The organism is Caulobacter sp. P4_E5, assembly GCF_056401555.1.
Map to the genome: position 1 here is coordinate 1 of NZ_JBFUJD010000057.1, position 14,838 is coordinate 14,838.

At 66.2% G+C, this 14,838-nt stretch carries 17 protein-coding genes and 1 pseudogene; 11 read left to right on the forward strand and 7 right to left on the reverse strand.

Annotation, left to right across the window (positions count from 1 at the left end; translation table 11 throughout):
* From AC1DSO_RS16810 to AC1DSO_RS16850, 9 genes are all read left to right on the forward strand, one after another.
* Positions 1–855, forward strand: an 855-nt coding sequence (locus tag AC1DSO_RS16810) for a sensor histidine kinase (protein ID WP_477069909.1), incomplete at its 5' end; no start/stop codon positions are given.
* A 536-nt stretch (positions 856–1,391) separates the two neighbouring features.
* Positions 1,392–1,553 (forward strand): DUF6289 family protein, encoded by a 162-nt coding sequence (locus tag AC1DSO_RS16815; RefSeq protein ID WP_477069941.1) that lies wholly within the window; start codon positions 1,392–1,394, stop codon positions 1,551–1,553.
* A gap of 460 nt (positions 1,554–2,013) precedes the next feature.
* A complete protein-coding gene (locus tag AC1DSO_RS16820; protein ID WP_477069910.1) occupies positions 2,014–2,430 on the forward strand; it encodes a hypothetical protein in 417 nt (138 codons plus the stop codon).
* Between the two features lie 87 nt (positions 2,431–2,517).
* Positions 2,518–3,012, forward strand: a complete 495-nt coding sequence (locus tag AC1DSO_RS16825; RefSeq protein ID WP_477069911.1) for a GAF domain-containing protein — start codon at positions 2,518–2,520, stop codon at positions 3,010–3,012.
* Between the two features lie 85 nt (positions 3,013–3,097).
* Positions 3,098–4,249 carry a GNAT family N-acetyltransferase gene (locus AC1DSO_RS16830; protein WP_477069942.1) on the forward strand — a complete coding sequence of 384 codons (1,152 nt, stop codon included), beginning with the start codon at positions 3,098–3,100 and terminating at the stop codon, positions 4,247–4,249.
* Positions 4,249–5,169: a glycosyltransferase gene (locus AC1DSO_RS16835; protein WP_477069912.1), complete on the forward strand. Its 921-nt coding sequence runs from the start codon at positions 4,249–4,251 to the stop codon at positions 5,167–5,169. Before AC1DSO_RS16830 ends, AC1DSO_RS16835 begins: the two co-directional genes overlap by 1 nt.
* Positions 5,055–6,083: a hypothetical protein gene (locus AC1DSO_RS16840; protein WP_477069913.1), complete on the forward strand. Its 1,029-nt coding sequence runs from the start codon at positions 5,055–5,057 to the stop codon at positions 6,081–6,083. Before AC1DSO_RS16835 ends, AC1DSO_RS16840 begins: the two co-directional genes overlap by 115 nt.
* A 196-nt stretch (positions 6,084–6,279) precedes the next feature.
* Positions 6,280–6,804, forward strand: coding sequence for a flavin reductase family protein (locus AC1DSO_RS16845; RefSeq protein ID WP_477069914.1), 525 nt, complete (start codon positions 6,280–6,282; stop codon positions 6,802–6,804).
* A gap of 76 nt (positions 6,805–6,880) precedes the next feature.
* A complete protein-coding gene (locus AC1DSO_RS16850; RefSeq protein ID WP_477069915.1) occupies positions 6,881–8,377 on the forward strand; it encodes a CoA-acylating methylmalonate-semialdehyde dehydrogenase in 1,497 nt (498 codons plus the stop codon).
* Positions 8,378–8,432: 55 nt separating this feature from the next.
* Here the strand turns inward: AC1DSO_RS16850 and AC1DSO_RS16855 are convergent.
* Positions 8,433–8,571 (reverse strand): annotated as a pseudogene (locus AC1DSO_RS16855) (hypothetical protein); the annotation flags it as partial.
* Positions 8,572–8,581: 10 nt separating this feature from the next.
* Here AC1DSO_RS16855 and AC1DSO_RS16860 point away from each other — a divergent pair.
* Positions 8,582–9,553 (forward strand): M15 family metallopeptidase, encoded by a 972-nt coding sequence (locus AC1DSO_RS16860; protein ID WP_477069916.1) that lies wholly within the window; start codon positions 8,582–8,584, stop codon positions 9,551–9,553.
* Here the strand turns inward: AC1DSO_RS16860 and AC1DSO_RS16865 are convergent.
* The 6 genes from AC1DSO_RS16865 to AC1DSO_RS16890 form a co-directional block, all read right to left on the reverse strand.
* Complete coding sequence (locus AC1DSO_RS16865) at positions 9,528–9,950, reverse strand: hypothetical protein (RefSeq protein ID WP_477069917.1); 423 nt, start codon at positions 9,948–9,950, stop codon at positions 9,528–9,530. The two genes, AC1DSO_RS16860 and AC1DSO_RS16865, sit on opposite strands and share 26 nt — an antisense overlap.
* A 114-nt stretch (positions 9,951–10,064) precedes the next feature.
* Positions 10,065–10,820, reverse strand: coding sequence for a hypothetical protein (locus AC1DSO_RS16870; RefSeq protein WP_477069918.1), 756 nt, complete (start codon positions 10,818–10,820; stop codon positions 10,065–10,067).
* Positions 10,821–11,025: 205 nt separating this feature from the next.
* Entirely contained in the window at positions 11,026–11,757 is a 732-nt protein-coding gene (locus tag AC1DSO_RS16875; protein ID WP_477069919.1) for an endonuclease III domain-containing protein, read from the reverse strand.
* A 178-nt stretch (positions 11,758–11,935) separates the two neighbouring features.
* On the reverse strand, positions 11,936–12,505 hold the full coding sequence (locus AC1DSO_RS16880) for an NUDIX hydrolase (protein WP_477069943.1): 570 nt from the start codon (positions 12,503–12,505) through the stop codon (positions 11,936–11,938).
* Positions 12,493–13,494 carry an inorganic phosphate transporter gene (locus tag AC1DSO_RS16885; RefSeq protein ID WP_477069920.1) on the reverse strand — a complete coding sequence of 334 codons (1,002 nt, stop codon included), beginning with the start codon at positions 13,492–13,494 and terminating at the stop codon, positions 12,493–12,495. The genes AC1DSO_RS16880 and AC1DSO_RS16885 overlap by 13 nt, the downstream gene beginning before the upstream one ends.
* 5 nt (positions 13,495–13,499) lie before the next feature.
* Positions 13,500–14,144: a DUF47 domain-containing protein gene (locus AC1DSO_RS16890; protein ID WP_477069921.1), complete on the reverse strand. Its 645-nt coding sequence runs from the start codon at positions 14,142–14,144 to the stop codon at positions 13,500–13,502.
* Positions 14,145–14,368: 224 nt separating this feature from the next.
* Here AC1DSO_RS16890 and AC1DSO_RS16895 point away from each other — a divergent pair, with 224 nt between their 5' ends.
* On the forward strand, positions 14,369–14,836 hold the full coding sequence (locus tag AC1DSO_RS16895) for a (2Fe-2S)-binding protein (protein WP_056050049.1): 468 nt from the start codon (positions 14,369–14,371) through the stop codon (positions 14,834–14,836).
* Positions 14,837–14,838 lie beyond the last annotated feature (2 nt).

Consider the following 14,838-nt stretch of genomic DNA (forward strand, 5'->3'; position numbering starts at 1 on the left):
AGCCACGGCTTCAGGCAGAGAGCCACGGCTTCAGGCAGAGCGAAGATCGCCGCCTATGAAATGGACCTTGAGGGCGAAGGCCGCGCGCGACGCCTGGTGCTCAGCGCGGAAAATCTTCTGTTCGGCTCTCCGGCGCGACAGTTGCTGCTGCTGGCGGTGGCCGACGTCACCGATCAGCGGCTGGCCGAGAAGATCAAGGATGACCTCGTGCGCGACAAGGCCATCATGTTGCAGGAACTGCAGCATCGCGTGGCCAACAGCCTGCAGATCATCGCCAGCGTCCTGCTGCAAAGCGCCCGGAAGGTGCAGTCCGACGAGACCCGGGGCCATCTACACAGCGCCCACAATCGGGTGATGTCGGTGGCCGCCATTCAGCGCCAGTTGGCCACGACTGGCGAAGCCGACGTGCTGATCGGCGAATACCTGACCGAGCTTTGCGCCAGCATCGCCGCCTCGATGATACGCGATCCCAACCAGTTGACGATCACCGTCGATGCCGACGGCAGTTCCACCGATTCCGATCGCTCGGTGAGTTTGGGTCTCATGGTCACAGAGCTGGTGATCAACGCCCTGAAGCATGCTTTTCCCGAGGAGCGGGCCGGAACGATCAAGGTCGCCTATCGCTCGACGGATAGGGGCTGGTCGCTGTCGGTCGTCGATGATGGCGTCGGCATGCCAAAGGGCGGCGTCGAGGCGCCAGGGCTTGGGACGAGCATTGTCCGTGCGCTCGCGACCCAGCTGAAGGCCGACGTGAAGGTCATCGACATGAAGCCGGGTACGGCGGTGCGTGTAGATCAAAAGCGAACTGGGAACGACGTTCAAGTTGGCCCGATGCCTATAGCTCTGCTGGTCTAGGTCGCCCGCCCGCTTGAGCCAATGTTCTCGGCCGTTCGGAGCGTCCGCTCACAAGCCATTGCGGACCTTTCTAGCCTGCGCTCTGTTTCAGCAGGCGCGAACTAGAGCACGCGCTCTGATCCAATACGCCGCCTTGGGCGAGCTCGTAGCCTTCCTCGCGGCTATCGCTGCCGGGCTCCTCATCCATCGATGGACACCCCGGCTCTGGAGAACGGGAAGCTGACCGTATTCGCCTGTCCGCCTCAGCGGTTGCTCGCCACCTTCTAGCCGCCTGTTCGGCAGCACCACGCCCGCGCGCCTTTGTCTTCCTGGTTCATCGCCTCGCTGCTCGTTGACGGCGCTCCGGGCTCTCCGCGCCGGCCGCTCGGTTAATCACCCTAAGGGCGGTTTTCGCCGCCACTCCTCCGAAGATTGACTTTGCTGATATCAAGCGCAGATTGCATGGGCGAATGTTCGCGCATGGGGAGATGTCGCTTATGAAAMTTCCGAAGTCTTTGCTCGTGGCCGCTGCTGTCTCCGCGCTGATGGTTCCCACGATGGTGTCGGCCGTCCCCATCCACTACATCGAGACGATCTACTATTCTGACGCGACCCTGATGTATGAAGTCGGTGGCCACATCACTCCGTGCACAAGCTACCCGTACAAGTGGGGTGAGGTGACGCCCTACTCCACAACCTTCAGCGAGGACTGTCCCTGATCGGACTAACCTTTGACGGTTATGGCGACGGCTTGACCTCACAGGCCCGTGCGCGCCGCCGGAAATGAGGTTGGCCGCCACCGCACAAGGGGGGGCGGCCGACTGACTCCTGTACCCCAACGCGAAGCGCCAAATAGCCTGGCCGACCGATAGATCAGCGGCCGCTTGAAGGCGGGAATGCCTAAGGTCTTCATGGCCTCGTTCAGAAGATCGTCGACCTCATTGCGGGACATGCGCCGCCCCAACCGCCAGAGACGCGCCCCATGTCGTGAAGCACGGCAGCCTTGGCCCACGGGCTGTCCGGCGCCGCCGGACTAGGTCAGGATAGCGGCGAGGAACACCAATCTAGACCACTATGAGTTTGTGGGTGGAGCCGATGAAGAGTGAACTCGTATTCAAGACCGGGTCAGCAAAGCGAACGTTGGGGTGGCTTGTTTGTTTAGCCGCCGCGGGAGCCTTGGTGGCCATGATCTATGGGATTTTCACCCATCCCGAAGCGCAAACCTCAGCTGAGCTCTGGTCCGGAGCCATCATCGGCGTCTTTCTCCTCGGCCTCATGGTGGCCGGTATTGCTATCCAGCACGTACGTTGGAGCATCGAAGGCGATAGCATCATCTACCGTCGTCTCTTTAAGAACAGGACTATTCCTGTCTCCCAGCTGGCTGGTTTTGGACAAATCATTGTCGTTACCGGCGTTATTCCTTTCATGCATGTAGAGCTCTACGATCGCGAGCTGAAGCACATCGCGCGGCTTCCGATAAGTATAAAGGATTGGTCGAGAGCGGAAGCATGGTTTTCGGCGCGGCTACGCTATGTCGTCAACGATGGAAGTCCTGTATTGCCGAAGTACAGGTTCGTCGATACTCCGAAAGCCTAATGAGCAGCCCATCACAGTGGCCGCTGCTGGCCAAACTCCGCCACGCGCCCCTCTCGCTTCCGCCGCGCGGCGCGCTATATCCCGCCCATGGCTGAAGCGTTCAACGACATCACCCTCTCCGCCGACAAGGCGACCCGCTATGCCGAGGTCGCCGACGAGATCGCGTCCGTGCTGGATGGCGAGCCCAACGTCACGGCCCGCATGGCCACCGTGGCATCGATGCTGGCCAACAGTTTCGACCACTATTTCTGGACCGGCTTCTACGTGGTCGATCCCACGAAAGAGCGCGAGCTGGTGGTCGGGCCGTATCAGGGCTCGCTGKGCTGCCTGCGCATCGCCTACGGGCGCGGGGTCTGCGGCGCGGCGGCGGCGACGGGGCGGACCCAGCTTGTCCCGGACGTGCACGCCTTTCCCGGCCACATCGCCTGCGACAGCCGTTCGGCGAGCGAGGTCGTCGTGCCGGTCTTCGGGCCGGACGGGGCGCTGATCGCCGTGTTCGACGTCGATTCCGACAAGCCCGCCGCGTTCGACGCCGTCGACCAGCAGTGGCTGGAAAAGATCCTCGGCGCGACCTTCGGCTAGTCTGTCGACTGGCCCACACATGGCCTGACGATTGCAGGTCGCGGTCCATCTTTCCCTAACCCGCCCCGGAGTAGGACAGGTGGACATGCTGGACGTCGAGACCCTTCATCCGAGCCTGCTGAGCGCCGCTGACGTGGCGCTGTGGCGGAGCCTGGCCGCGTCGCAAGTCGGGTTCGCCAATCCGCTGATGGGCCCGGACTTCGCTCAAGCCGTTGGAAAGGTTCGTGAAGACGCACGCGTCGCGGTGGTCCGTCGCGGGGGCGAGACGCTCGGCTTCCTGGCCTATCACCGCCGGCCGGGCGGTCTGGCGCGGCCGATCGGCTCGCCGCTGTCCGACTATCACGGCCTGGTCAGCCGTCCCGATGCGGGATTGAAGGTGGACGAGGTCCTGCGCGCCGCCGGCGTCAGCGTGTTCCGCTATACCGGCCTGATCGACCCGCACGGCGTGTTCCCGGCCGCGCCGGAAAGCGACCGCACCGCCTATCTGATCGATCTGACGGGCACGACCGCCGAGGCCTATCTCGAGGCGGTCCGCGCCGAGAGCCCGAAGAAGATCAAGAACTACCGCCGCCTGGACCACAAGCTGGACCGCGAGGCCGGACCGCTGCGTCTGGTGGCCGGCGATATGTCGCGCGAAGCCTTCAACCAGCTGATCGACTGGAAGCGCGAGCAGCTGGCCCGCACCGGCGGCCACGACTTCCTGCGCGCCGACTGGACCCGCGAGCTGATGGCCGACCTGTTCGTCCAGCGCGACGGCGAGCTCCGCGGCCTGATGATCAACCTCTATGCCGGCGACACCTTGGTCAGCGGGCACTTCGGCATCCGCCAGGGCGCGGTCTACCACCCGTGGATCGCCTCGACGAACCCCGAGCATGCCGCCTGGTCGCCGGGGCAGATCTTCTTCCTGCGGGCCATCGCCGCCATGCCGGAGCTGGGCCTGACCCGCTATGACCTGGGTCCCGGCCACGACCACTACAAGCGCTCTTACGGCCTCAACACCGTGACGATCGGCGAGGGCGCGGCGACGGCCGCCAGCCTGGGCGGGCGCATGGCGCACTCGATGGAAAGCGTCTGGAACCTGGCCGGCGCCCATGGCGCGGGTCCGGTCGGCCAGCTGCGCCGCCGCATGGACGCCATCGCCAGCACCGAACTGACCATGGGCGGCCGCGTGCGCGACTTCGTCGAGGCCGTGGCCTCGCGGGCGCACCGCCGCCAGGGAGACCATCCGGAGGCCTGATGCCGCGCGTCACGATCATGATCCCGACTCAGCGACGCCCCGACGGCCTGGCCGTCGCGGCGCGTTCGGTGTTCGGCCAGACCGGCGTCGACCTCGCCGACCTGGAGCTGGTCATCGTCGACAACGACCAGGTCCCGTCCGCCAAGCCGGTCGCCGACGACCTGGCCAAGGCCGCGCCGTTTCCGGTGATCTATGTCAACGAAAAGCGCCCCGGCGTCGCCTTCGCGCGCAACGCCGGCATGGCCCGCGCGTCGGGCGAGCTGATCGCCTTCCTGGACGACGACGAGGAGGCGCCCGCCGGCTGGCTGGCCGCCCTGATCGCCGCCCGCGACCGCTTCGACGCCGACGTGGTGTTCGGCCCCGTGAAGGCCCGCGCTCCGGCCAACATCGTCGACCATCGCGACTATCTGGAGCGCTTCTTCTCGCGCGAGGGCCCGGCGCAGGCGACGATCCTGGATCGCCACTACGGCTGCGGCGACAGCCTGATCCGCCGGGCGGCCTTGCCGGACCCGGTCGCGCCGTTCTCGGCCGAGCGCAACCACATCGGCGGCGAAGACGACATGCTGTTCGGTCACATGGGCGCGGCTGGCGCGCGCTTCGCCTGGGAGCCGGCGGCCTGGGTCTGGGAAGATCCCGTCCCCTCGCGCCTGAACCTGGCCTACACGATCGCCCGCGCCTTCGCGTACGGCCAAGGACCGACCGCCCACTGCGCCGCCGCCGCGCCGCGCGACACGCTGGGCGTCGTCCGCTGGATGCTGATCGGCCTGGGCCAAGCCGCCGTGTTCGGCCTGGTCGCCGGCTTCAAGTGGCTGACCCGGGCCGCCGACCGCGCCGAGTGGCTGGACCGCACGGCGCGCGGCCTGGGCAAGACCTTCTGGTGGGGCCCCTTCAAGATCCAATTCTACGGGAGGACCGCGTGAGCGTGATCACCGACTGGACGGCCGACAAGGCCAAGGCCTTCGGCCGCGAGAACCTGCTGTTCAAGCACGCCCTGCACGAGCGGCCGATGTTCGACGACGAGGGCCTGGCGCGGCTGCTGGACCTCTATCCGCGCGACAAGCTGGGCGTCTTCACCATGGGCGAGGACCCCAAGGCCTGGACCACCTGGCGCAAGGGCTCGGCCGGCAATCTGACCGGCGACCAGCTGCTGGAAGCGGCCAAGACCGGCCGCATCTGGCTGAACCTGCGCCAGACCAACGACCACGTGCCCGAATACGCCGCCCTCAGCGACGAGATCTTCGCCGACAAGGAGGCCCACGTCCCGGGCCTGAAGACCTTCAAGCGCGACGTCGGCATGCTGATCAGCAGCGCCAACGCCCAGGTCTTCTACCATCTCGACGTGCCGCTGGTGTCGCTGTGGCAGATCCGCGGCGAGAAGAAGGTGTGGGTCTATCCGGTGACCGATCCCTATGTCGGCGATCTGGCGCTCGAGAAGATCGTGCTGCGCGAGACCGCCGAGCAGTTCGCCTTCGAGCCCGCATGGGACGCTGGCGCGCAAGCGGTCGATTTGACGCCGGGCAACATGGTCACCTGGAAGCAGAACGCCCCGCACCGGATCGAGAACGGCCCGATGCTGAACGTCTCGATCTCGATCGAATTCATGACCCCGCCGGCCCTGATGCGCGCCAACGTCATCTACGCCAACGGCGTGCTGCGTCGCCGGCTCGGCGCCAAGCCGCGCATCCAGGACGGCTTCGGGCCCACGGCCCTGGGCAAGCTGGCCGTGGCGCGGGGGGCCAAGGCGCTCGGTCTGCAGACCCCGCACGTGCGCCAGCTGCCGGTGACGTTCGGGCTGGACGCCGGCCGCCCCGGGGTGCTGGTGGAGCAGGCGTAATTTCCTTCTCCCCTTGCGGGAGAAGGTGTCGCGAAGCGACGGATGAGGGGTTGAAGGTCGCGTCCGCCGCTTTCCTGCTCGGCGGCGCCGTGCGACCCCTCATCCGACGTCCTCCGGACGCCACCTTCTCCCGCAAGGGGAGAAGGATGATTTCCACCGCTTGCCCGCCGCCGCGCTTTGCCGCACTGCTTAGGCGATGAGTAAAGCGGTCACGATCGAATTGGGGGAGGGAGCCGAGCACGACGCCCGGGCTCTGCGCGACGCCTTCGGATGCTTCACGACCGGGGTGACGGTGATCACCACGGTCTGCGAGGACGGCCGCAAGGTCGGGCTGACGGCCAATTCCTTCACCTCGGTGTCGCTGAACCCGCCTTTGGCCCTGGTCTGCGTCGACCTGAAGTCGGCCAGCCTGCCGGCCCTGGACGCCGCGGGCCGCTTCGCCGTCAACGTCCTGCACGCCGAGCACCAGCAGCTGGCCCGCCAGTTCGTGCAGAAGGACACCGATCGCTTCGCCGGCATCGACACCGAGACCTGGCGCACCGGCGTGCCGATCCTGCCGGGCTGCATGGCCAATTTCGAGTGCGAGACCCACCACGTCTTCGACGCCGGCGACCACCGGGTCTATGTCGGGCGGGTGGTCAAGCTGCGCTACGACCCCGACCACGAGCCGCTGGTCTATCTGCAGGGCCGGTTCCGCCGGGTCCACGTCGACGCCGACTGAGCTTGGCAGGATTTTGCGCGATACGGCGTGAACCTTGGATGCTATTGACGCGCAAAACAGCGTTAGGGAGCGCATCATGCGAGACATCGCCCATTTCGTGAACGGTCAGACCCTGACCGGTTCTTCCAGCCGCTTCGGCGACGTCTTCAATCCCAACACCGGCGAGGTCCAGGCCCGCGTGGCTCTGGCCACCGACGCCGAACTGGACGCCGCCGTCCAGGCCGCCGCCAAGGCGCAGATCGGCTGGGCCGCCACCAATCCGCAGCGCCGCGCCCGGGTGATGTTCGAGTTCAAGCGCCTGATCGAGCGCGACATGAACATCCTGGCCGAGATCCTGTCGTCCGAGCACGGCAAGGTCATCGCCGACAGCAAGGGCGACATCCAGCGCGGCCTCGAGGTCATCGAGTTCGCCTGCGGCATCCCTCACATTCTCAAGGGCGAGTACACCGAAGGCGCCGGTCCCGGCATCGACGTCTATTCGATGCGCCAGCCGCTGGGCGTCTGCGCGGGCATCACGCCGTTCAACTTCCCGGCCATGATCCCGATGTGGATGTTCGGCATCAGCATCGCCGTCGGCAACACCTTCATCCTCAAGCCGTCGGAGAAGGACCCCACGGTCCCCGTGAAGCTGGCCGAGCTGATGATGGAAGCCGGCGCGCCAGCCGGGGTGCTGAACGTGATTCACGGCGACAAGAGCGCCGTCGACGCCATCCTGACCCATCCGGACATCAAGGCCGTCAGCTTCGTCGGCAGCTCCGACATCGCCCACTACGTCTACCAGACGGGTACGGCGCATGGGAAACGCGTCCAGGCCATGGGCGGCGCCAAGAACCACGGCGTCGTCCTGCCCGACGCCGATCTGGACCAGGTCGTGAAGGACCTGTCGGGCGCGGCCTTCGGCTCGGCCGGCGAGCGCTGCATGGCCCTGCCGGTGGTTGTCCCCGTGGGCAAGGCCACCGCCGATGAGCTGCGCGAGCGGATGGTCGCCGAGATCGGCGGCCTGAAGGTCGGGATCTCCACCGACCCCGACGCCCACTACGGCCCGGTGGTCAGCGCCGCCCACCGCGCCAAGATCGCCGACTACATCCGCATCGGCCAGGAAGAGGGCGCCGAACTGGTGGTCGACGGCCGCGAGTTCAGCCTGCAAGGCTACGAGAAGGGCTTCTTCATCGGCCCGTCGCTGTTCGACGGCGTCAAGAAGGGCATGAAGACCTACCAGGAAGAGATCTTCGGCCCGGTGCTGCAGATGGTCCGCGCCGAGAGCTTCGAAGAGGCCATGGCCCTGCCGTCCGAGCACCAGTACGGCAACGGCGTCGCCATCTTCACCCGCAACGGCCGCGCCGCCCGCGAGTTCGCGGCGCGGGTCAATGTCGGCATGGTCGGCATCAACGTGCCGATCCCGGTGCCGGTCGCCTATCACACCTTCGGCGGCTGGAAGCGTTCGGCGTTCGGCGACACCAACCAGCACGGCGTCGAGGGCGTGAAATTCTACACCAAGGTCAAGACGGTGACCGCCCGCTGGCCGGAAGGCGACGTGGGGGACAGCAGCTTCGTCATCCCGACGATGAAGTAGGCGCCAAGGGAAGCCGTGAGGCTGAAGAGTCCAATAGTCTCAAACCGCCACTTCTCGTGTCATCCCGGAAGCCTCGCAGAGGCTGTCCGGGACCCAGGGGCCAAGCCCAGTGCGGCTGCCCCTGGGTCCCGGCTCTCCGCTTCGCTGCGGCCGGGATGACAAGGAGATGGGTGAGTTAGTTGAGTACTGTCCAACGAGGTGGCGATGAGCGGTCTGGTTCGACGATCCTTCCTGTCCCTCGCCGCCGCCGGGCTGCTGGCGGGCGTCGCGAGCGCCCAGACCAAGGCCGAACTCGCCGCGGTCGGCCAGTACGGCGACAAGGCCGCGCCGTTGACGGTGTTCGAGAAGGACGGCGCGCTGTTCGTGGACGGGGCGGGCCTGTCGTCTGCGCGGCTGACCCCGGCCGGCGGGGCGCGCTACGTGATCGCCGGCGGCGGTGAGCTGGTCCTGGAGACGGGCGCGGTGCGTTTGAACGGGACGCCGCTGGCCTGGCACGACTTCGGAGCCGAGGCGGAAGCGGTGATCCACAAGGCCGTCCGCGCCGATCCGGTCGCCTTGCGCCAGCGGGCCTTGGCCGCCGCGCCGCCAATAGACACCGAGGCGCACGTGCCGGCCGACCTCGTCGACCTGACGACCATCGACCCGCGCATCAAGCTCGACATCCGCTACGCCGGCGCGAACAACTTCATGGGCATCCCGCTGTACGAGCGGGCGGCCGCCTACATGCAACGGCCGGCGGCGCTAGCCGTGGCCCGGGCCCAGAAGGCGCTGGCGGAGCAGGGCTATGGCCTGCTGATCCACGACGCCTATCGGCCGTGGTTCGTGACCTGGATGTTCTGGGAAGCGACCCCGCCCGAGGAGCACGCCTTCGTCGCCGACCCGGCCAAGGGCTCGCGCCATAACCGAGGCTGCGCGGTGGACCTGACCCTGTACGACCTCAAGACCGGCAAGCCCGTCGAGATGCCCAGCCGCTACGACGAGTTCTCGGGCCGCGCCTATGCCGACTTCGTGGGCGGCACGACGAAACAGCGTGCGCTACGGGCGATCCTGCGCCAGGCGATGGAGGCCGAGGGCTTCGCCGTCTACACCGAGGAGTGGTGGCACTTCGACTACAAGGACTGGCGCCACTACGGGATCGGGACGCGGACGTTTACCGAGCTGGCGGCTCGAAACTGATCACCGCCCAGCCATAGGAGCGGATCCGCCAGCCGCCGCCTTCGCGCACCTGCACAAAGGTCCAGCCGCCCAGTTCCCTGAACGGCCGGCCGTCGCGGACGCCGGTCCAGTGGGTGGGCAGGGTGAAGTGGACGGTGTCGCCGGTCAGGCCGAAATCCTGCGGCGACCCGAACGCGTGGCGAAGGTCGGCGATGGCCCCGACGTGCTGGGTCATCAGTTCGCGCCAGTGGGCGAGGCCGTCCTGGCCGTTGAACACGTGCGGTGGGAAGTTCTCGAGGATGGTGACGTCGCCGGTCGAGAAGACGCCGTCGAGGCGAGACGCGTCGGCCGTTTCGAGGAAGCGGGCAAGGGCTTCGGGCGCGGCCATCATCGCGGCGTCGGGGGCGGTCATGGTCATCCTAGGCATCTCGGTTGGGCGGCGCGGAGCCATGTGATCCAATCGGGAGAGGGCGCTTACGTTGTCGCTATCATGTCCATACGCAAGTCTTGGCCTGAACATGAGAACGGGTAGCTAGTCGTCTAGATCAATCACTTGGTGCAGGTTGGTGACCCGATAAGCGATAGCCCTCCCGCCTCGTGACTCCACGTTAACATCCACGATAAAGCCTTTCTTGAAGACGTTATCTTCGGCTTCCCTGATCTCGTGCTTTATAGATTGTTCGGCCATATCGGAGGCATAGATAAGTGGTAGGGACCGGTCTGATATGCTGTCAATCCTTACGCGCTCGCCCGTGCTCTTTCCCATCGGCACCGTCGTCACATCCGAGCGGGTGAAGACCATCAGTGCTCGCAAATAGTCGGCGCGATCCTTATGCTCTAAAGCTATCTTTGCCGTTTGGACGTTGTCTTCAATTGCCCTTGCTTGGTTGGTGTCGAATTTGAAGGCGGCGGAAACCTTGTGCTCGCCGTTCTCGATCTGAATGGCAGCGAATTCGATAGTCGACCCTGGATTGTTAGCGATGGCCGCAACTTGACTTGAGAAGTCGCGGAGTTCGGCCTTTGTAACATCCTCTGGAAGGGCCGATTTTTCAGTGAACCAACCAAGTCGTTTGGAATAGCGCGCCAAAAAATCTTCAATTGTGAGGATTTGGCTCATCGTATTGACGATATCAGGCAGCATCGGCGCGATGACTGCTGGGATAAGAAGCGCTTCAATACTCCCCTTGCGAATTTCACTCACATACAAGGACGCCCCGGATGCAGCCTCCGGGTGTTGTGCTCGCATGTACCGATCATACTCGGTCGCCAAGGACGTGAAGGCGCTCACGAAGTCGCCCAACTCGATCGGCTGCTTCGTGTCGAGACGAAGCTTTATGTATGGCTGCCCCCGCTCCATAGCTCCACGGTACGTGGGCCATGAGGTGTTGTCACTACCGGTTGTGACCATGTAGCACCTCTAGTTTCAGGGGCGTCGCGGAAGCGATTCCTCAGAATTGAAGGCGATCAACCTAGCTCCCGCTCTGTCGGTCTGGTCAGCCCAAACCCCGCGGCCGCCAGGCCAGCACGTCGGCGCTTTGGCCGACGCCGGTCTTGGCGCACATCGTCTTGAGCGGGCATGCGCCACACTTGGGCGCTTCATGCGGGCACAGCATCTGGCCCAGGCCGCGCTTCATCAGCCAGTGCAGCTCGAACAGGTCGTCGGCGGTCCAGGTGTCCGGCGCCAGGTCCATCAGGGTGTGATAGGTCTGGGTGGCGTCGCCGGCGCCGACCAGGCCGATGCGCTTGGCGACGCGGTGGATGTGGGTGTCGACCACCAGGGCCCGCATCGCCAGGTCGCTGAAGTTCAGCACGCAGGCGGCGACCTTGACCCCGACGCCGGGCAGGGCCTGCAGTTCCCAGCGGGCCTGGTCGACCTCGAGACCCTTCAGGTGGCTCAGCGACAGCCAGCCGACCTTGTCCTCGATCATCTTGAGGGCGGTGGTCAGGTGGCGGGCCTTGTCGCCGGGAAAGGTGACGTCGTCGATGATCCGCGCCACCGCCGCGACCGGGGCGCGGGCCAGGTCTTCCCAGCCCTTGAACTCGGCGCGCAGGCGCAGGAAGGCGCCCCACGAGACCGCGTCCAGCGTGCGGCCGCTGATCGACGACTTCACCAGCTGCGAGATCGGGTCCATCCGCGCCACCGGCCGCTGCGGGCCGAACTCGCAGAGCAGGGCGTCACGCACGCTCTCCAGCGGCGACCGCGCCAGGCCTAGGGACAGTTGCATGAGGACTCGCCGCGCCAGAACATAATGGGAACATTATGCGCGGCAGTCGGAATTGTCCACAGCCCTAAAGGCCTGTCATCCCGGGCGTAGCGAAGCGAAGACCCGGGACCACGGCAAGCGCCGGCGTTTCCGGCGGTCCCGGCTCTGCGCGCTTCGCGCTTGGCCGGGATGACAGTTTTTATCGCCGGTAACGCCCCCACAGCGCCGTCACGCGGCGGCGCAGGCGCTGGAAGGCCACGCGGACCGGCGTTGGCGCGGGGTGCGGGGCGGGGCGTTCCTCCTCCGGCAGCTCGACCCCGGCGAAGCGGGCGATCAGGTTGCGCAGCTCCGGTTCCTGGACGGCGAGGGCGGCCTCGACCGGCGTCATCCATTCAAGGGTGCGCTGGCCCTTCTCGGGCCAAGTCGCGTGCTCGCCGGTGACCTGCATCGGGAAGACGTCGACCTTGACCAGCCGGGCCGCGCCGCTCTTCATCTTCTTGAGGTACTCGTATTCGCCGATCGGGCGTTCGGAGATCACACCGTCCAGCCCGGCCTCCTCATAGGCTTCCTGGGCGGCGGCGGCGAAGTCGGTCTTGTCCTTCATCGGCCAGCCCTTGGGGATCACCCAGCGGCGGGTCTCGCGGGAGGAGACCAGCAGGATGCGCAAGGCCTCGCCCTCGCCCCGCCAGGGCAGGGCGGCGACCTGACGGCGCTTGCCGCCGGACTTGCGTCCTTCCTGCTTTCCCCCCGTGTCGGTCACTTCATCCAGAATCCCAGATAGTAGAACACGGCCGCCGTCAGAGCCGCCGCCGGCAGGGTGACGATCCAGGCGATGACGATGTCCTTGGCCACGCCCCAGCGCACCGCCGAGACTCGGCGCGAGGCGCCGACGCCGACAATAGCGCCCGTGATCGTGTGAGTCGTCGAGACCGGAATGCCAAGGTGGGTGAAGAAGAAGAGGGTGATGGCCCCGCCGGTCTCGGCGCAGAAGCCCTGCATCGGGGTCAGGCGGGTGATCTTGCTGCCCATGGTGTGCACAATGCGCCAACCGCCGAACAGGGTTCCCAGACCCATGGCGGTCTGGCAGGCGATGATCACCCAGAACGGGATGTGGCCGGCCTTGTCGGTGGCGCCATGGGCGAATAGCAGGGCGGCGATGATGCCCATGGTCTTCTGGGCGTCGTTGCCGCCGTGGCCGAGGCTGTAGAGCGCCGCCGAGGCGAACTGCAACTTGCGGAACACGCGGTCGGCGAAGAACGGCGAGCTCTTCACGAAGGTCCACGAGACCACCAGCACCAGCAGCAGGGCCAGGAAGAAGCCCAGGGTGGGGGAGACGACGATCGCCGCCGCGGTGTTGCGCAGGCCCACCCATTGAATCGCGCCGAGGCCGCCGACCTTGGCGATCGCCGCGCCGACCAGGCCGCCGATCAGGGCGTGCGAGCTGGACGAGGGGATGCCGGCCCACCAGGTCAGCAGGTTCCAGCTGATCGCTCCGCCAAGCGCGCCGAAGATCAGGCGGTCGCTGATCACGTGCGGGTCGACGATGCCCGAGCCCACCATCTTGGCCACGCTGGTGCCGAAGAACAGGAAGGCGATGAAGTTGAAGAACGCCGCCCACAGCACGGCCCACTTGGCGGACAGCACGCGGGTGGAAACGATCGTGGCGATCGAGTTGGCGGCGTCGTGCAGGCCGTTCAGGAAGTCGAACGCCAGGGCGACGACGACCAGGAAGACCAGGATCAGGAGCGTGGCGTCCACGGGGCTCAGACCTGCTCGACGACGATGCCGCTGATGCGGTTGGCCACGTCCTCGAAGCGGTCGACGACCTTTTCGAGATGGCTGTAGATGTCGACCCCGACGATGAAGGCCATCGGATCGCCGGCGCGGTGGGCCATGAACAGGTCCTTGCGGCCCTGGTCGTACATCTGGTCGGCCTGCTCCTCGATCTGGGTGATCTTCACCGCGATCTCGCTGAGCTTGCCGGCGTTGAGGCGCATCTTCGGCAGCAGGCCCACGGCCTCCTCGGTCAGCTTGGCGGCCTCGACGATGATGCGGGTCATCTCGCGCATGTGCGGCTCGAAGGTCTTGACCTCGAACAGGCTGACCACCTTGGCGGTCTTGCGCATCTGGTCGATGGCGTCGTCCAGCGAGGTGGTCAGGTCCTGGATGTCGCTGCGGTCGAACGGGGTGATGAAGCTGCGGCGCACGGCGACCATCACCTGGCGGGTGACCTCGTCGGCCTCCTCCTCGTGCTGGTAGACGCGGGCGCTGGCGGCCTCGACGGCGTCGCCGCCGACGGTCATGTCGTGCAGCGCCTCGGCGCCCGCGACCAGGGTCCGCGCGTGGGCGCAGAACAGCTCGAAGAACGCGTCTTCCTTCGGCATGACCGCCTTGAACAAGCCCAGCATCGTGCTTCTTTCCCTCGTGCGAAGCGGTTGGTTTCGCCTCGGTACAAGAGGCGGCAAATCCATGCGGAACGGTATTCATCCGTGAACGGACCGCCGCGCGGCGCACCGGAACCACGGAAGGATTTGATCGTCAAATCCTATCTGTGAAACTTGTGTGACAGTCCTCGCGTGAACGGCGGCGTTGAGGCAGGATCGCCTCAACCTAAGAGAACGGGAGTTGCGTCGTGGCGTTCACGCTGACCATCAACGGAGAAACGCGGACCGCGGACGTCGAGGGCGACACGCCGCTGCTGTGGGTGCTGCGCGACACCCTGGGCCTGGTCGGCGCCAAGTACGGCTGCGGCGCGGCTCTGTGCGGCGCCTGCACGGTCCATCTGGACGGCGCGCCGGTCCGCGCCTGCGTCACGCCGGTCAGCCGAGTCGGCAAGAAGGCCGTGACCACCATCGAGGGCGTCGGCAAGACGCCAGTCGGGGCCAAGGTGCAGGAGGCCTGGAAGGCGATCGACGTGCCCCAGTGCGGCTACTGCCAGGCCGGCCAGATCATGTCGGCCACGGCCCTGCTGACCGCCACGCCCAAGCCGACCGACGCGCAGATCGACGCGGCCATGAACGGCAACCTGTGCCGCTGCGCCACCTACATCCGCATCAAGAAGGCGATCAAGGTCGCCGCCGGCGTCAAGGCGGAGGCCTGACC

Excerpts from the sequence above, each read along its gene's own strand:
- AC1DSO_RS16830 (WP_477069942.1), top strand. The coding sequence starts at position 3,098 with ATGCTGGACGTCGAGACCCTTCATCCGAGCCTGCTGAGCGCCGCTGAC.
- AC1DSO_RS16865 (WP_477069917.1), bottom strand. The coding sequence starts at position 9,950 with ATGACCATGACCGCCCCCGACGCCGCGATGATGGCCGCGCCCGAAGCC.
- AC1DSO_RS16845 (WP_477069914.1), top strand. The coding sequence starts at position 6,280 with ATGAGTAAAGCGGTCACGATCGAATTGGGGGAGGGAGCCGAGCACGAC.
- AC1DSO_RS16835 (WP_477069912.1), top strand. The coding sequence starts at position 4,249 with ATGCCGCGCGTCACGATCATGATCCCGACTCAGCGACGCCCCGACGGC.
- AC1DSO_RS16850 (WP_477069915.1), top strand. The coding sequence starts at position 6,881 with ATGCGAGACATCGCCCATTTCGTGAACGGTCAGACCCTGACCGGTTCT.
- AC1DSO_RS16815 (WP_477069941.1), top strand. The coding sequence starts at position 1,392 with ATGGTGTCGGCCGTCCCCATCCACTACATCGAGACGATCTACTATTCT.
- AC1DSO_RS16875 (WP_477069919.1), bottom strand. The coding sequence starts at position 11,757 with ATGCAACTGTCCCTAGGCCTGGCGCGGTCGCCGCTGGAGAGCGTGCGT.
- AC1DSO_RS16890 (WP_477069921.1), bottom strand. The coding sequence starts at position 14,144 with ATGCTGGGCTTGTTCAAGGCGGTCATGCCGAAGGAAGACGCGTTCTTC.
- AC1DSO_RS16860 (WP_477069916.1), top strand. The coding sequence starts at position 8,582 with ATGAGCGGTCTGGTTCGACGATCCTTCCTGTCCCTCGCCGCCGCCGGG.